This is a genomic window from Cryomorphaceae bacterium 1068 (genome assembly GCA_027214385.1).
Taxonomy (GTDB): Bacteria; Bacteroidota; Bacteroidia; order Flavobacteriales_D; family Cryomorphaceae; genus JAKVAV01.
This window is the reverse complement of sequence record JAPVXR010000007.1, coordinates 18,404-33,428: the sequence shown is the minus strand read 5'-3', so window position 1 is coordinate 33,428 and position 15,025 is coordinate 18,404. Positions and strand designations below refer to the sequence as shown.

Below are 15,025 nucleotides of genomic sequence, written 5' to 3'. Positions count from 1 at the left end.
CTATGAAGTGCTCAGCTTTATTTTTCGCTTTTGCAATTGGTTTGACAGCCTGTCAAGAAGCACCGAAATCTCAAGATTCGGAAGCCACTGAAGAAACCGCCGCACCGACCAGTCACGATGATTGGTCAAAGAACGCAACCATCTACGAAGTCAATGTGCGTCAATATTCTCCTGAAGGAACCTTGAATGCGGTAACCGAAGACTTGTCCAGAATAAAGGACATGGGCATTAAGATTATTTGGCTGATGCCGATCTATCCTATAGGCGAGTTGAACCGCAAAGGTGGGAAGGGAAGCTATTATTCCATTCTAGATTACAAAGCAGTGAATCCTGAGTTTGGAACAATGGCTGACTTTAAGGCCCTTGTGGAGAAGGCGCACGATCTCGATATGAAAGTTATCTTGGATTGGGTGGCCAATCATTCGTCTTTCGACAATGTTTGGGTAGAAGACCACAAGGATTATTACAACCTCGACTCCCTCGGTAACCTTCAAATGCCTGAAGGCACCGATTGGAGCGATGTGGCAGATTTGAATTACGACAATCCCGATTTGCGCTTGGCTATGATCGACGCCTTGCAGTTTTGGGTAGAAGAAACAGGTGTAGATGGTTACCGCTGTGATGTGGCAGGTTTTGTTCCAACTGATTTTTGGGAGGCAGCCAGAGATTCGCTAGAGGCAGTTCGCCCCGACATCTTCATGCTAGCCGAATGGGAAGACCCCGAGCATCACGAGAAAGCCTTTGAAATGAGTTACGGTTGGGAATTTCTCCATGTAATAAATGGTGTCGCTAAAGGCGAGAAGACACTGGCTGCGTTTGACGAATACATGGCCAAGCAGGATACGCTCTTTCCAAAAGAAGCTTACCGAATGTACTTCACCACCAATCACGACGAGAATTCGTGGAATGGAACGGTGATGGAGCGCTACGGCGAAGAAGGGCACAAGACCTACGCTGTTTTGGCATACACCATTGCAGGAATGCCGCTACTATACAGCGGTCAGGAAGCGGGAATGGATGAGTCTTTGGCTTTTTTCGAAAAAGACACCATCGATTGGGGCGATTACGAATTGCAAGATTTCTACACCAAGCTCTTAATGCTCAAACGAGAGAATGAAGCCCTTTGGAATGGTGAGTACGGCGGAAATTTTGACCGACTATCCACCAATGCTGACGATAAGGTCTATGCCTTCAAGCGTCAAAAAGGTGATGATGCTGTAATCGTCGTTTTGAATTTTTCTAATGAGACCGTGGATGTGAGTTTTGATGGTTCACTCCCTGAAATGAATATGAAAAGTCTTTTCGACGAAGTAGACTACACGATTCTTTCGGAAGGAGTTGATTTAGCTCCATTCGCTTACCACGTTTTCCATACTCCATGAAATTAGCCATTATAGCGCACGATGGAAAAAAGGCCGATATGGTCGCTTTTCTGCAAGAACACAAAGAGTTCTTGTTGCAACAATCAGTCGACCTAGTGGCAACGGGTACAACGGGAACTCACGTGGAGCGCGCTGGCCTTGATGTTCAAAAGGTCGCCTCAGGTCCTTTAGGCGGGGATGCCCAAATAGCTGCAATGGTGACGGAAGGTAAAATCAACGCTGTTATTTTCTTTCGCGATCCTCTTGACCGTCATCCACACGAGCCGGATATAGCCATGTTGATGAGGATATGTGACGTGCACAATGTACCTTTAGCCACCAATCAGGCTACGGCCAAAATGATAATTAACGGACTAACATAAAAAATATTAATCATGAGTAAATTCAGAGCAGGAGTCCTTCACGGACAAGAAGTAACCGACCTTTTTAACTACGCCAACGAAAACGATTTTGCCCTTCCTGCGGTAAACGTAATCGGGACAAATTCGGTGAATGCCGTTTTGGAAACTGCCAGAGAGGTCAACTCTCCTGTGATCATCCAATTCTCAAATGGAGGAGCTCATTTTTTTGCCGGAAAAGGAATTACCTCCGAAGGTCAAGCAGGAGCAATTGCCGGTGGAATCAGCGGAGCACTTCACGTGCACGAAATGGCCAAGGCATACGGAGTTCCGGTGATTCTTCATACAGACCACTGCGCCAAGAAGCTACTCCCTTGGATTGATGGATTACTCGATGCGGGAGAAAAGTATTTCGAAAAGAACGGCCAACCACTATACAGCTCTCACATGCTCGATTTGAGTGAAGAGCCAATCGAAGAGAACATTGAAACATCATCGAAGTACTTCGAGCGAATGAACAAGATGGGAATGACTATCGAAATCGAACTGGGTGTAACAGGAGGTGAAGAAGATGGAGTAGACAATACTGACGTAGATAGCTCAAAGCTTTACACGCAGCCTGAAGAGGTAGCATACTCTTATGAAAGGCTCAAGCAAATATCGCCAAACTTTACTGTGGCAGCAGCTTTTGGTAATGTTCACGGTGTTTACAAGCCCGGTAATGTTTCGCTTAAGCCAATTATATTGAAGAATTCTCAGGAATACATTCAAAAGAAATTCAATACTGGTGCACAACCGGTGAACTTTGTCTTCCACGGTGGATCGGGTTCTTCTCAAGCCGAAATTCGCGAAGCCATTTCTTACGGAGCTATCAAGATGAATATCGATACAGATATGCAGTGGGCATTCTGGGATGGAATCAAGAATTACTACCAGGCGAATGAGGGCTACTTACAAACGCAAATCGGAAACCCAGACGGCGCTGACAAGCCGAATAAGAAGCACTACGATCCAAGAAATTGGTTGAGAAAAGGTGAGCAAAGTTTCGTGACGCGCTTGACTCAGGCTTTTGATGACTTGAACTGCCTCAATAGAAACTAAGAAGGTTCCTTTATAGAGTCATTTCGAGTGCCCCGAAGAATTTCGGGGTATATCGAGAAAGACTCGTTATAGATTTATTTGAAGGTTCTCGTTAAGATTTTTCTTCGCTTTTAGGCTCATAAAAATCACTCGAACTGACATAACATTTATCAAATGTTTCCACGAATCAATTTCCAAGAAACTCAAGCCCATAAAGAACTCAAGCGCCACGCTGAGCGAATGAAGGATGTTCATTTGCGTGAGCTCTTTGGCGACGAAGAACGCTTCAACAAATACACCAAATGTTTCGAGAATATTTTGCTCGACTACAGCAAGAATCGAATCGATGAATCGGTGGTAGAGCAGTTGAAAGCCCTTGCTACTGAATGTCAGCTCGACGAGGCCATCGAAGCTTTTTTCAGCGGCGAACACATCAACGAAACCGAAGATCGCCCCGTGATGCACACCGCACTGCGCTATCAGGGAACAGATCCTGTGATGATAGACGGTAAGGACGTGATGCCCGATGTCCGGAAGGTATTGGCCCACATGAAATCTTTTTCGGAAAAGGTAGTCAGCGGCGAGTGGAAGGGATATTCCGGTAAAGAAATCACAGACGTTGTGAACATCGGAATCGGCGGCTCGGATCTTGGCCCCGTTATGGTGACGGAAGCCTTAAAGCCTTATTCAACTCGATTGAATATGCACTTTGTCAGCAATGTAGACGGCACGCATATCGCAGAAACACTCAAAGATCTCAATGTCGAGACTACTCTCTTCATTATCGCTTCAAAGACTTTCACTACGCAGGAAACCATGACCAACGCCCGGTCGGCCAAGGCTTGGTTCTTGACCAATGGAGGCTCTTCGCCTGATGTGGCAAAACACTTTGTAGCTCTATCGACCAACGCTGAAGGGGTTGCAGCATTTGGAATTGATACTGCCAACATGTTCCAATTCTGGAATTGGGTAGGAGGCAGGTATTCCCTCTGGTCGGCTATCGGTCTTTCCATCTGTTTGGGAATCGGCTTCGATAATTTTGAGAAATTGCTTCAAGGAGCGGCCTCGATGGACAATCATTTCCGGAAGGAAAAGTCCAACAGTATGCCGGGAATCTTGGCTCTACTTGGGATTTGGTACAACAACTATTTCGGTGCTGCCAGCCATGCCATCTTGCCTTATGATCAATACATGCATCGATTTGCGGCTTACTTCCAGCAAGGAGATATGGAGAGCAACGGTAAGTCGACTACCCGCGGTGGTGACAAGGTAGATTATGAAACGGGCCCAATCATTTGGGGGGAACCCGGCACCAATGGTCAACACGCCTTCTACCAATTGATTCATCAGGGAACCAAATTGATTCCTTGTGATTTTATTGCTCCTGCAATCAGCCAGAATCCCATTGGTGATCACCATCCAAAACTTCTTGCCAACTACTTTGCCCAAACGGAGGCGCTCATGAAAGGCAAGACGGAGCAAGAGGCGAAAAGCGAGTTGGAAGCCTCCGGACTTTCGGGCAGTGCTCTGGAAGAGCTTCTTCCACATAAAGTCTTTCCGGGAAACCGACCAACCAATTCTATTTTGGTCAAAAAATTAGATCCCCACACCCTCGGTAGTTTGATTGCCATGTACGAACACAAGATCTTCATTCAAGGGGTTATTTGGAATATTTTCTCATTCGATCAATGGGGAGTAGAGCTCGGAAAGGTCTTGGCTAAGAACATTCTTCCCGAGCTGGAAGGTGATGTGCCGGTAAGCAGCCACGACGCTAGTACGAATGGTCTGATCAACGCGTATAAGGCCATGAGAAACTGAGGGTTCAATTGAATCTATCGTAACCAAAAGTTTTTTCAACCCGTAAAGCAGTTTGCCCTTGAGGCATTAATAAACTTGTTTTACTATGAAAAAATCTTTACTCCCTTTAGCATTTTTGGCGCTGGGAACCGCCGCATCTGCTCAAGTCGAAAATGGCGACTTTGAGAATTGGAACAAACTTATTCTATTCGAACAACCTTTTATGTCGTTCGATGCGATCAGTTCAAATTATGAAATATTTGTCGAAACTGGCGAGACCAATGTTGTGCAAGTTGAGCACGAAGATGGGTCTGCCATCAGACTAGAGAATATCGAAATAGGAGATGAGGTAACACCTGCTTTTTATATTTTGGGAGGCACTCCTGACCAAGTAGGTGAAGACCTTGTTTTCCCAGGTGGTATACCTGCTTCAGATCCCAACGTAACGGGTTTCTCAGTAGATATGAGCTACGACTTCCCGGGTGAAGCTTCGGGATTCGTCATCGTTCAGTTTAAAATGAACGGGACACCGGTAGGAACGGGAAATATGGGGGTAGGTACTTTCTTCTTCCCTGTTAGCGGACAGCAAGATTGGGAAACTGAAGTATTCGATTTCGGAACAACTCTCGATGCACAGTACAACCAGGTCGTTTTTGGATTTGCTACGGCAGATCTGATCGGAAGCGATAGTGATTTCCCTGTGGGATCGTGGATGGAAATTGACAATTTGTCTTTTATCAACTCATCTGACGAAATTCCCAATGGTAGTTTTGACGTGTGGGCACAAGTTCCGGCGGTTTTTTACCCGGTAAAAGTTGATGTTGAAATAGATCTGCTTAACCCGACTTATATTCAATCTTTCGATGCGGCAGATGGGCAGAATGCTCTCGGATTGGTTACTCGCGATTTTGATGGTTTTGCGGAGCCATCCAAAGCTATGATTGGAACTGCAGAAACAGAAGGAGGAATCCCTACGATTGACTTAATCGAAGAACACTCGATGTTGAGTTTTGATTACAAATATTTAGCCGACGATGATATCGCTGAAGCTGTTATCACCTTTTACCAGCAATCAGGAGAATCTCTGATTCCCGTATATGGAAAAGTGATAGACCTTGAGCCAACTGATGTTTATGAGTCCGTTGAATATCCGTTTTTGGATGAGCTGGAAGAAAATTTCGTAACTGCGAATAAAGTATCCATTGAATTTGTTTCGAGTAAGGAAAGCGGTAATCCTGAGCCGAATAGTTTGCTCCTTCTTGATAATGTCGACATCTCCGGTACGCTGAGGGCGTCAACAATTGTCAAGCATTTTGAACCTTACCAAATCATTGCATATCCAAATCCGACAGTAGGAAGGGTAACCCTTGACATGCAAGGTGTGAAAACCGGATTTTACAGAGTTTACAATACACAAGGATTTCAAATCGATATGGTGAGCTTTAAGCAAAAGCAGAAAGTAACTTATGATCTTTTTGGAATGCCTTCAGGTCAATATACTTTCCGCTTTTATCATGAAAACGGGACTAGAATTGCACGTGTGATTAAGAACTAGATTAAACAACCAATAGAACAAGGCGGTATCCGAAAAGGGTACCGCCTTTTTTGTTTAGTGTTATCCTGACACCAATGTTTTTTCTATATTTCTCGCTTCAAAACCAAAAGATCATGAAGCAAAAACCAAGACTTAGTGTTGCCTCCATCTGGAATATGAGTTTCGGATTTCTCGGAATTCAAATGGGGTTTGCGCTTCAGAATGGGAATGCAAGCAGGATTTTGCAAGTCTTTGGAGCGGATGTACATGAGCTTTCTTGGTTTTGGATTGTTGCTCCCTTAACAGGATTAATTGTTCAGCCAATCATCGGCGCCTTGAGCGATAAAACCTGGACCCCATTGGGAAGAAGACGCCCATTCTTTCTGGCTGGAGCAATTTTGGCCTCTGCAGGTTTGATCTTAATGCCACAGGCTGACCTGTTTATCGCTTTCCTGCCAGCCTTGTGGGTAGGGGCTGGGTTCTTAGCCATTATGGACGCGTCTTTTAATGTGGCCATGGAGCCATTTAGAGCTTTGGTGGCCGATAAGCTATCAGACGAACAGAGAAATTCAGGATTCAGTATTCAGACCGTACTAATTGGAATTGGTGCGGTGATTGGCTCTTGGCTTCCATACGTACTTGCCAATTGGTTTGGCATTTCAAATACGGCTCCTGACGGTGAAATTCCCGATAACGTGGTTTTTTCATTCATTGTCGGTGCAGGCGTTTTAATGGTGACCATTCTGATTACCATATTCACAACGAAGGAGTATAGCCCTGAAGAGCTGCAAGAGTTTGCGGGTGAAGAGATTATAGAGGAATCGGGCGGACTCAAAGATTTGCCAAAGGATTTTAAAAATATGCCTACTACCATGAAGCAGCTGGGTTTAGTTCAGTTCTTTTCGTGGTTTGGTCTTTTCAGTATGTGGGTTTTTACAACCCCTGCCATTGCACATCATGTCTACGGAACTGCCTTAGATGATAGTTCATCGCAAATGTATTCTGACGCGGCAGATTGGGTAGGAGTAATCTTTGGGGTCTATAATCTGGTATCGGCTATTTACGCATTCATGCTTCCTTCAATTGCGAAAGCCATCGGACGTCGAAAAACCCACATGATCTCTCTCTTTGCAGGAGGTATAGGATTATTGTCAATTTATATTGCGCCTTCGCCCAACTTTCTGTTGTTCTCCATGATCTTGGTTGGAATTGCTTGGGCCAGTATTCTGGCCATGCCTTATGCTATGTTGGCAGGTTCCATTCCTGCAAATAAGATGGGAGTCTACATGGGAATCTTCAATTTCTTTATTGTCCTTCCGCAGATTATCAACGCTATTTTCGGTGGTTTGATTGTAAAATATGCTTTCGGCGGCAACCCGATATATGCATTGATGCTAGGTGGTGCTTTTATGATTTTGGCAGGAATCTTAACCTTCAGAATAAAAAACGTCGAAATATCGTCTTGAGTTTTCTTTTAAGGAAGCTGGTAGATGGAAAATGACTTAGGCTGAAAAACCATCTCTTTTTCTCCGATGGGCATTTGTTCTGATGTGATCGCGTCGGTAACGTATTTTTTTCCTGCCAAAAACTGATCGTATTTCGTTCTGGGTGTGGACACTTCTTTATCAGACGTATTCACCGCAACCATAAAGACTTGATCATCCGCGTAACGGAAATACACGTACAATCCATCGATAGGAACGTATTGAGTTGTTTTCCCCGAATGCAATGCCTCGTTGGATTGTCGCAAAGCAGCTAAGTTTTTGATGTAATCAAAGGCTTCATTTTCTAAGTCCGACCTACCTTCAGGTTTGAACTTGTCCAAACTATCCGTAGCCCATCCGCCCATTACATCTTCTCGGATTTTTCCGTGACCATCTGTTTCACTCATGAGTAGCTCAGTGCCGTAGTAAAGACTCGGGATGCCTCTCATCGTCATGAGCATACCGATACCCATTTTGAACTTTTTAAAATCTTTCCCGACCACACCGTTGAACCTGGCCAAATCGTGGTTATCCAAAAACGTGACCATATTTTCGGGATGGCCGTAAACGTAGTCTTTCGCCAATGTGTAGTACACTTTGGCAATTCCTCCCGTCCAGCTCTGACCTTGATTCATCGCTTCATTCACAGCATAGTGCAGTTGAAAGTCGGTGAGACCGTCTAAATAATTTGGCTCTGGTCCTAACGCATCTCCCAAAAACCATGCTTGAACGGGAATACCGTGCACCCATGTCTCTGCAAAAAGGAACAAATCGGGAAAGGCCTCTTTCATGGCTTTTCCCCAAGCTCTCATAAAGGCTTGATCGGGGTAGGCATAGGTATCGATACGCAAGGCCTCAATGCCGAACTCTTCTACCCACCAAATCGTCTGTTGAATCAAGTACGCAGCTACGTGCTCATTTTTCTGATTCAAGTCGGGCATGTGCTTGTCAAACCAACCATCACTCATTTTATCCCGATCGAAATCCGAGGCATATGGATCCATCAATGCGGGAGCGCGGTAATTCGTCTTGTTAAACCCATCGTGAAAATGAAACCAATTGCTATCTGGTATGTCTGTGTAAAGATGGTGCTCATTGCCGATATGGTTGTAGATTACGTCCATCACCATCTTCATATCCCTGCCTCTAAGCGAGTCCATCAGTGTTTGAAAAAGTGCGTTAGTTCCGAATCGTGGATCGATTTTGTAATGATCGGTTATGGCATAACCGTGATACGACTCGTGCGGCTGATCGTTCTCCAAAAGAGGATTAGGCCAAATGGCCGTAGTACCCAGGTCTTGGATAAAATCCAGATGATCGATGATTCCTTGGATATCACCACCGTGTCGGTCGTAAGGCTCACTGCGGTCAATGCCGACTTGTGTCATTCCTTCAACACTGTCGTTGGACTCATCTCCATTTGCGAATCGATCGGGAGTAACCAAATAAATAAGGTCTTTTCCCGAAAGTCCTCTTTTTGCTTCTTGGCGCGCCTCCAACTCGTATTCAAAAGAAAATTTACCTGCCTCACCTTTAGAAGTGAATTGCAATGTCTGAGCAGGCGCATTCTTCCCAATCTCCAAATTCAAGATAATGTAGTTTGGGTTAGACAGCTGAGTCGTATTTGTTAGACTTACACCATCACCTGATTTTTTAAGCATAAATTCATTGCCTCCGATGTTTTCTTTGTGAACCAAAATTTCCAGATTTTCATCTGGCATACCTACCCACCAATGCGGTGGCTCTAAGGTGAACTCAGTCTTTTTATTGGATTGGAGCAATTCAGACTCTACGCTGTATGCAAATCCAATCGTCGATGTGCAAGCTGTGAATCCAAGTATGAGAATAATTTTAATCATTTGATAATCAGATAATAGTGTTTAAACCTGATGAAAATCAGTTTCTGTTTTTTCAAGGTTGTCAAAATTAAGCTAATTTTGTTAGTGTAAAAAGAACAATAACTCTATTCAAACCTTAAAATTTACGATTATGAAAAAAGTTTACTTAATGGCACTAGCCGCGCTTTTCGGATCAGCTTCGATGGCTCAGGTAAGTGTTACTTTTCAAGTGGATATGAACGGCGAAACAGTTTCGGCTAACGGCGTTCATGCAGCTGGGAACTGGCAAGAAGAGGCTGGTTTTTCTGCAGACTGGCAACCGGGCGAGTCAATGATGACTGACGATGATTCTGACGGTATCTATGAGCTCACTGTTGATCTTCCTGCAGGGTCTTACCAATTTAAATTTATCAACGGTAGCGACTGGAATCCTGACGGAACCAATTTAGGGAACGAAGGAGTTCCTGGTGAAGTTGCTATTGATGGGAACCGATTCTTTACCGTTACTGATTGGCATGCAGATGCTTTAAATCAGCCTGATGGATTCGTTTTGCCTGCAATTCCTTACAACGGAACCGCACCGGCAGGAAAAGTAGCCGTGAGATTGAATGTGAACATGTCGAATGAAACTACCTCTGAAGCAGGAGTTCACGTTGCAGGTACGATCATCGAGCCAAACTGGACACCTGAGTACGGTTCATGTACTCCTTTCGGTTTGAATGAATGGGGATATGTAACTTACGTTGATGCTGATGCTACTTACCAATACAAATTCGTAAATGGTACTACTTTCGGAGTTGATCCGGATGAATCTGTATCAGGTGACTGTAGCGATGGAACAGGTAACCGTCAAATTGCGGTAGGAAGTGCTACGGTTGTTACCGAGTCATACTGCTATGGTAGCTGCGACACGTGCTCAGACCCTAACGTTACTTTCACGGTTGATCTTTCTAATGAAGATGTCGATAACGGTGGATTTCTTGCCGGTTCATTCAATGGTTTCTCTGGACAACCTATGAATGACAATGGCGACGGAACATATAGTTTGGCCCTTGCCTTAGGCGAAGGTACTTATGAATTTAAATTCCAAAATGGTCTTGGAGGCTGGGAAGCAGTTCCTGCCACATGTGCAGTTAACGGTAATAGGGAGCTTGTTGTAGGCCCTGATCCAGTTACAGCTAATGCGTGTATTAATCAGTGTAGTGAAGTATGCGTTCCTAATCCTGACCCTGCCAACATTACATTCCAAGTAGATATGAATGCTGAGACAGTTTCTCCCGAAGGAGTTTTCTTGATCGGAAGTTTCACTGATCCTGTGTTCCAAGCAGGTGCATTAACAATGACTGACGACAATTCGGATGGTATCTATGAAGTTACTTACGAAGTTTCAGGTTCACCTGATTTGCAATACAAGTACACGAATGGAGATCCAAACGTTGTAGACAATGAAGAGTCTGCTGACTTTGAAGCAGGCGGATGCGGAACTGCTAACGGTATCGGAGGTTGGAATAGAACTCATACTCGTTCAGGTGAGGAGGAAGTAATAGTTGTTGTGCCTTTCAATTCTTGCGGCCCACTTAACTCGAATGATTTAGAGATCGGTTCGGTATCTATTTTCCCGAATCCTTCAAATGGCGTTTCTTACATCGATGTTCCTAACCCGAATGGATACACTTTGAGAATGAACATCGTAGACATTACTGGAAAAACGGTTCGTGAGAATGCTGTTTTAAACACGACGCGTTACGAAGTCAACACAACTGATTTGAATCCCGGTCTTTACTTCCTAAACATTGTAAACGAGCGCAGCCAGACTGCCGTTTACAAGTTGATGGTACAGTAAATCGGGTATTGATTATTACATTAAAGGGCATCCGACATTTACGGATGCCCTTTTTTATCTTTAGGCAATATGCGTTTAGTCGGTCTTTTCATCTTCTCAATGGCTTGTTTGGTATCAGTAGCTCAGAGAGCCATTGTCATCACATCCATTCCATCCAATACTCCTGTGGATGATCAAATCTATTTCGCAGGAGAACCGAATGGCTGGAATCCCGGAGATGCTGAATGGATATTTTCTGAAACTACCGACCAATGGGTTCTGGATTTGCCGGAGAGCACGGCAACGAGTTTTGACGGCAAGATCACAAGGGGTTCTTGGCAAACCGTCGAAGGAAATGAGACAGGTGGGTTCTTGCCCGATCGCACATTCTCCTTCTCCAATACCGATACCGTTTTCATCGAAGTACTTTCTTGGGAGGGCGAATTTGTTCCCGATGATCTGCCCGAAAACCTTGTCGTATTTGATGAAGCCTTTTTTATGCCCGAGCTCGATCGCTCGCGACGAGTTCGTGTATTGTTACCAATAGACTACGAAGAAACAGAGCTAAACTATCCTGTGCTTTACATGCACGACGGTCAAAATCTCTTCTCCGATCAAGAGTCTTTTGCCGGAGAGTGGGAAATAGATGAGGCCATGCTGGCTTTTGAAGAAGATGGATACAATGGTGCTATCATCGTCGCCATAGATAACGGAGGTTCTCTCCGTATAGATGAGTATACACCTTATCCTCACCCCGAATATGGCGGAGGAGAGGGTGATGCTTACGCCGATTTTGTATCAAATACTCTGAAGCCTGCCATCGATCTGGAATACCGTACCCTGCCCGAAAGGGAACACACGGGCATCATGGGAAGCTCACTTGGTGGGCTGATCTCCTTTTACACGGCAATGAAGTACCAAGATGTATTTTCAAAAGTGGGGATTTTCTCACCCTCGTTTTGGTTCAATGATGCCATCTACGATTTTGCCGATGAAATGGGCAAGCAAGCTGATATGAAGTTTTATTTCTTAGCAGGTGGCCAAGAGAGTGGGGGACTTGAAGCTGATGTGGAAAATATGATTGCGACACTGGAAGCCGATGGTTTTCAAGAAGAGGAAATCAATTTTCAATTTGTCTCAAACGGACAGCATAGTGAGTGGTTTTGGGCCCAAGAATATCCCGATGCTTTCGATTGGCTCTACCTTTTTAACCCACTCTCGTCGGGGAATATCGAGCAGCCAAGTATCGAATTGTACCCCAATCCATCCGACGATTTTATTCACTATTCGGGTATCAATGAAACGGTTTCTTTTTCCATTTTTGATTTGTCAGGTCGGAAATTACATTCGGGCATTTCTGAGCGTGGTAAGATTGATGTTCGTCCATTGCCGGCAGGAATGTATTATTTGAATGCACAGAGCAGTGGTCAGCAATTTTTAGAAAAGTTCATTAAGCTTTGAAAAGACTTTTCATTTTTAGCCTATACCTTCTTTCCGCTTTGCAGATTCTGGCTCAGCCAAACCTGCCTGAGAACGGACATGTCTACACTTCCAGTGAAATCCCGAAGGTCTATATTACCATCGACGTTGACAGCTTAGAGGATCTCTACCTCGAAGACAACTGGTACTCCGATCATGAATACCCCGCCTCATTTGCCTTCGAGGCAGAGGGGCAAACCGATGTGATTTCCTTGGTGGGTTTTCGCTTTCGCGGAAATACATCTCGTGACAAAATCAAGAAATCCTTTAAAGTATCCTTCAACACATTTGTGCAAGGCCAGAAATACTTTGGCTTGGAAAAGCTCAACCTGAATGCTGAGACGAATGATCCCGCCATGATGCGATCCAGACTCTGTTGGGATCTATTCCATGATCTTGGAGTGCCTGCTCCTCGATCAAATCACGTGGAGGTTTATATCAATGACGAGTATTATGGACTTTACCTCAACACCGAGCATATCGACGAGGAATTTGCGGAATTGCGCTTCGGAAGCCAAGGCGGGAACCTGTATAAATGCAGTTACCCTGCCGATTTGGGTTATTTAGGAACTAATCCCGACAACTACAAAGTAGCTCCTTGGGGAACCCGAACCTATGAATTGAAGACCAATACCGAATTGGACGATTATTCCGATTTGGCGGAGTTCATCGGATTCTTGAACCAATCATCAAACCAAGACCTTGAGTGCGGACTCAATAACTATTTCAATGTATACAGTTACCTCAAAGTGGCGGCCATAGATGTATTGACGGGAAATTGGGACGGCTACATTTACAATCAGAATAACTTCTATCTGTACCACAACCCCACCACCGATCAATTTGAGTACATTCCTTATGATACCGATAATACATGGGGGATAGATTGGCTAGACCGTAATTGGTCGAATAGAAATCTTTATACCTGGAGCCAAACGGGGGCCACCCGACCATTGTTCAATCGACTCATGGATATCGATCAGTTTCGAGATATATTCTCCTACCACATTGACGATTTATTGCAGAATCACTACTTCACACCGCTACATCAAACCTACATCGAAAGCCTGCAGGGGTTTATTGAAGCTTCGGCTCTGGCAGACCCTTATCGTCCCTTGGACTGGGGATTTGATGCTAGTGACTTTTTAAACGCACTGGATGATGGTGCCGGTGGCCATGTCGATTACGGCGTCTTAGAGTTTGCAGAGATTAGGAAAAACTCTGCTCTTGATCAATTGGAGTTTGTAAACATCGCTCCTATTCCAAGCAGAGTAAAGGAGGACTTTGATCAATTTCCTTCCCTTTTCAGAATTGAGGTTTTTCTTGAAGGACCTGACTGTCTTTCAGCTGAATTGAACTCTACGGTGAACGGAATCCAGCAGGAAACCCAGTCTGTCTCAACCCCGATGAACTCCGTAGTTTTTGAAATAGAACTGCCCATGGATTTCGACGAACTGTCTTATAATGTGAGTTTGTCCACAGGATCAGGAGCGAATAGAACCGTCTATTGTGATGCGCGGCATATCTACAATTCTGAGCCTTCGAGCCTCGTGATCAATGAGCTAATGAGCTCCAATGACTTAACCATTTCCGATGAGGTAGGAGACTTTGAAGACTGGATTGAGATCTATAATCCGACGAGTGTCACAGTGGAATTGGGAGATTACTTTTTGAGCGATAACTCAAGTTCTACCGCCAAATGGCACTTCCCTGAATACACCTTGCAGCCCGGAGAGTTTCTTCTGGTTTGGGCCGATAGGGATTTAGATGACGGACCATTTCATGCCAACTTTCGATTGAGTGCCGGAGGCGAAGAAGTCCTTCTTTTTAAAGCTGAAGCAGATGGAGTCCGATGGGTAGATGGGGTAAATTTCCCAACGCTTCCAACAGACTTCAGTTATGGCCGAGAAGACGACGCGGAAATCCCGTGGATTCTTTTTTCGACTTCGACCCCGGGAGCCTCCAATTCGGAATTGCTCAGTATTTCTGATTTAGACCTTAGTGAAAACCCGGTTTATCCCAATCCGGTATCCACACTTCTTTTCTTTGGAACCAAGGTGAGTTATAGAATAACATCGATAGAAGGCAAAAGCCTAGCCCGCGGTACAGGTGAGTTTTTCGATACCACTCCTCTCCCGAATGGCGTCTATATGGTTCATTTTAACAACCGCGTTCAGCGGTTTGTGAAACAGTAACCACAATTAATACTACATCATAGGATTCTCATTTGGTGAAATTTTTTTTCGTTGGAATTGCTGAGTTAACATCCTA

The 15,025-nt window shown here is 44.5% G+C and carries 10 protein-coding genes; 9 read left to right on the top strand and 1 reads right to left on the bottom strand.

The window, feature by feature from the left end; translation table 11 throughout:
- Positions 1–2: 2 nt before the first annotated feature.
- The 6 genes from O3Q51_10225 (at position 3) to O3Q51_10200 (ending at position 7,597) form a co-directional block, all read left to right on the top strand.
- On the top strand, positions 3–1,382 hold the full coding sequence (locus tag O3Q51_10225) for an alpha-amylase family glycosyl hydrolase (protein ID MCZ4409188.1): 1,380 nt from the start codon (positions 3–5) through the stop codon (positions 1,380–1,382).
- Complete coding sequence (locus O3Q51_10220) at positions 1,379–1,744, top strand: methylglyoxal synthase (GenBank protein ID MCZ4409187.1); 366 nt, start codon at positions 1,379–1,381, stop codon at positions 1,742–1,744. The genes O3Q51_10225 and O3Q51_10220 overlap by 4 nt, the downstream gene beginning before the upstream one ends.
- A gap of 12 nt (positions 1,745–1,756) precedes the next feature.
- Positions 1,757–2,821 (top strand): class II fructose-bisphosphate aldolase, encoded by a 1,065-nt coding sequence (gene fbaA, locus O3Q51_10215; protein ID MCZ4409186.1) that lies wholly within the window; start codon positions 1,757–1,759, stop codon positions 2,819–2,821.
- A 153-nt stretch (positions 2,822–2,974) separates the two neighbouring features.
- Positions 2,975–4,618: a glucose-6-phosphate isomerase gene (gene pgi / locus O3Q51_10210; GenBank protein ID MCZ4409185.1), complete on the top strand. Its 1,644-nt coding sequence runs from the start codon at positions 2,975–2,977 to the stop codon at positions 4,616–4,618.
- Between the two features lie 85 nt (positions 4,619–4,703).
- Positions 4,704–6,152, top strand: coding sequence for a T9SS type A sorting domain-containing protein (locus tag O3Q51_10205; protein MCZ4409184.1), 1,449 nt, complete (start codon positions 4,704–4,706; stop codon positions 6,150–6,152).
- Positions 6,153–6,265: 113 nt separating this feature from the next.
- The gene (locus tag O3Q51_10200) at positions 6,266–7,597 is read left to right on the top strand and encodes an MFS transporter (protein MCZ4409183.1); all 1,332 of its coding nucleotides are present in this window, start codon (positions 6,266–6,268) and stop codon (positions 7,595–7,597) included.
- A gap of 8 nt (positions 7,598–7,605) precedes the next feature.
- Here the strand turns inward: O3Q51_10200 and O3Q51_10195 are convergent, their stop codons facing one another.
- Positions 7,606–9,474 carry an alpha-amylase family glycosyl hydrolase gene (locus O3Q51_10195; protein MCZ4409182.1) on the bottom strand — a complete coding sequence of 623 codons (1,869 nt, stop codon included), beginning with the start codon at positions 9,472–9,474 and terminating at the stop codon, positions 7,606–7,608.
- A 130-nt stretch (positions 9,475–9,604) separates the two neighbouring features.
- Here O3Q51_10195 and O3Q51_10190 point away from each other — a divergent pair, with 130 nt between their 5' ends.
- From O3Q51_10190 to O3Q51_10180, 3 genes are all read left to right on the top strand, one after another.
- Complete coding sequence (locus tag O3Q51_10190) at positions 9,605–11,296, top strand: T9SS type A sorting domain-containing protein (GenBank protein ID MCZ4409181.1); 1,692 nt, start codon at positions 9,605–9,607, stop codon at positions 11,294–11,296.
- 69 nt (positions 11,297–11,365) lie between these two features.
- Entirely contained in the window at positions 11,366–12,736 is a 1,371-nt protein-coding gene (locus tag O3Q51_10185) for an alpha/beta hydrolase-fold protein (protein ID MCZ4409180.1), read from the top strand.
- Positions 12,733–14,949, top strand: coding sequence for a CotH kinase family protein (locus O3Q51_10180; GenBank protein ID MCZ4409179.1), 2,217 nt, complete (start codon positions 12,733–12,735; stop codon positions 14,947–14,949). Before O3Q51_10185 ends, O3Q51_10180 begins: the two co-directional genes overlap by 4 nt.
- Positions 14,950–15,025: the final 76 nt, after the last annotated feature.

Bases quoted from the DNA above. Each gene is read 5' to 3' on its own strand.
- O3Q51_10195 (MCZ4409182.1), bottom strand. From the start codon at position 9,474: ATGATTAAAATTATTCTCATACTTGGATTCACAGCTTGCACATCGACG.
- O3Q51_10220 (MCZ4409187.1), top strand. From the start codon at position 1,379: ATGAAATTAGCCATTATAGCGCACGATGGAAAAAAGGCCGATATGGTC.
- O3Q51_10185 (MCZ4409180.1), top strand. From the start codon at position 11,366: ATGCGTTTAGTCGGTCTTTTCATCTTCTCAATGGCTTGTTTGGTATCA.
- O3Q51_10225 (MCZ4409188.1), top strand. From the start codon at position 3: ATGAAGTGCTCAGCTTTATTTTTCGCTTTTGCAATTGGTTTGACAGCC.
- O3Q51_10190 (MCZ4409181.1), top strand. From the start codon at position 9,605: ATGAAAAAAGTTTACTTAATGGCACTAGCCGCGCTTTTCGGATCAGCT.
- O3Q51_10200 (MCZ4409183.1), top strand. From the start codon at position 6,266: ATGAAGCAAAAACCAAGACTTAGTGTTGCCTCCATCTGGAATATGAGT.
- pgi (MCZ4409185.1), top strand. From the start codon at position 2,975: ATGTTTCCACGAATCAATTTCCAAGAAACTCAAGCCCATAAAGAACTC.
- O3Q51_10205 (MCZ4409184.1), top strand. From the start codon at position 4,704: ATGAAAAAATCTTTACTCCCTTTAGCATTTTTGGCGCTGGGAACCGCC.
- fbaA (MCZ4409186.1), top strand. From the start codon at position 1,757: ATGAGTAAATTCAGAGCAGGAGTCCTTCACGGACAAGAAGTAACCGAC.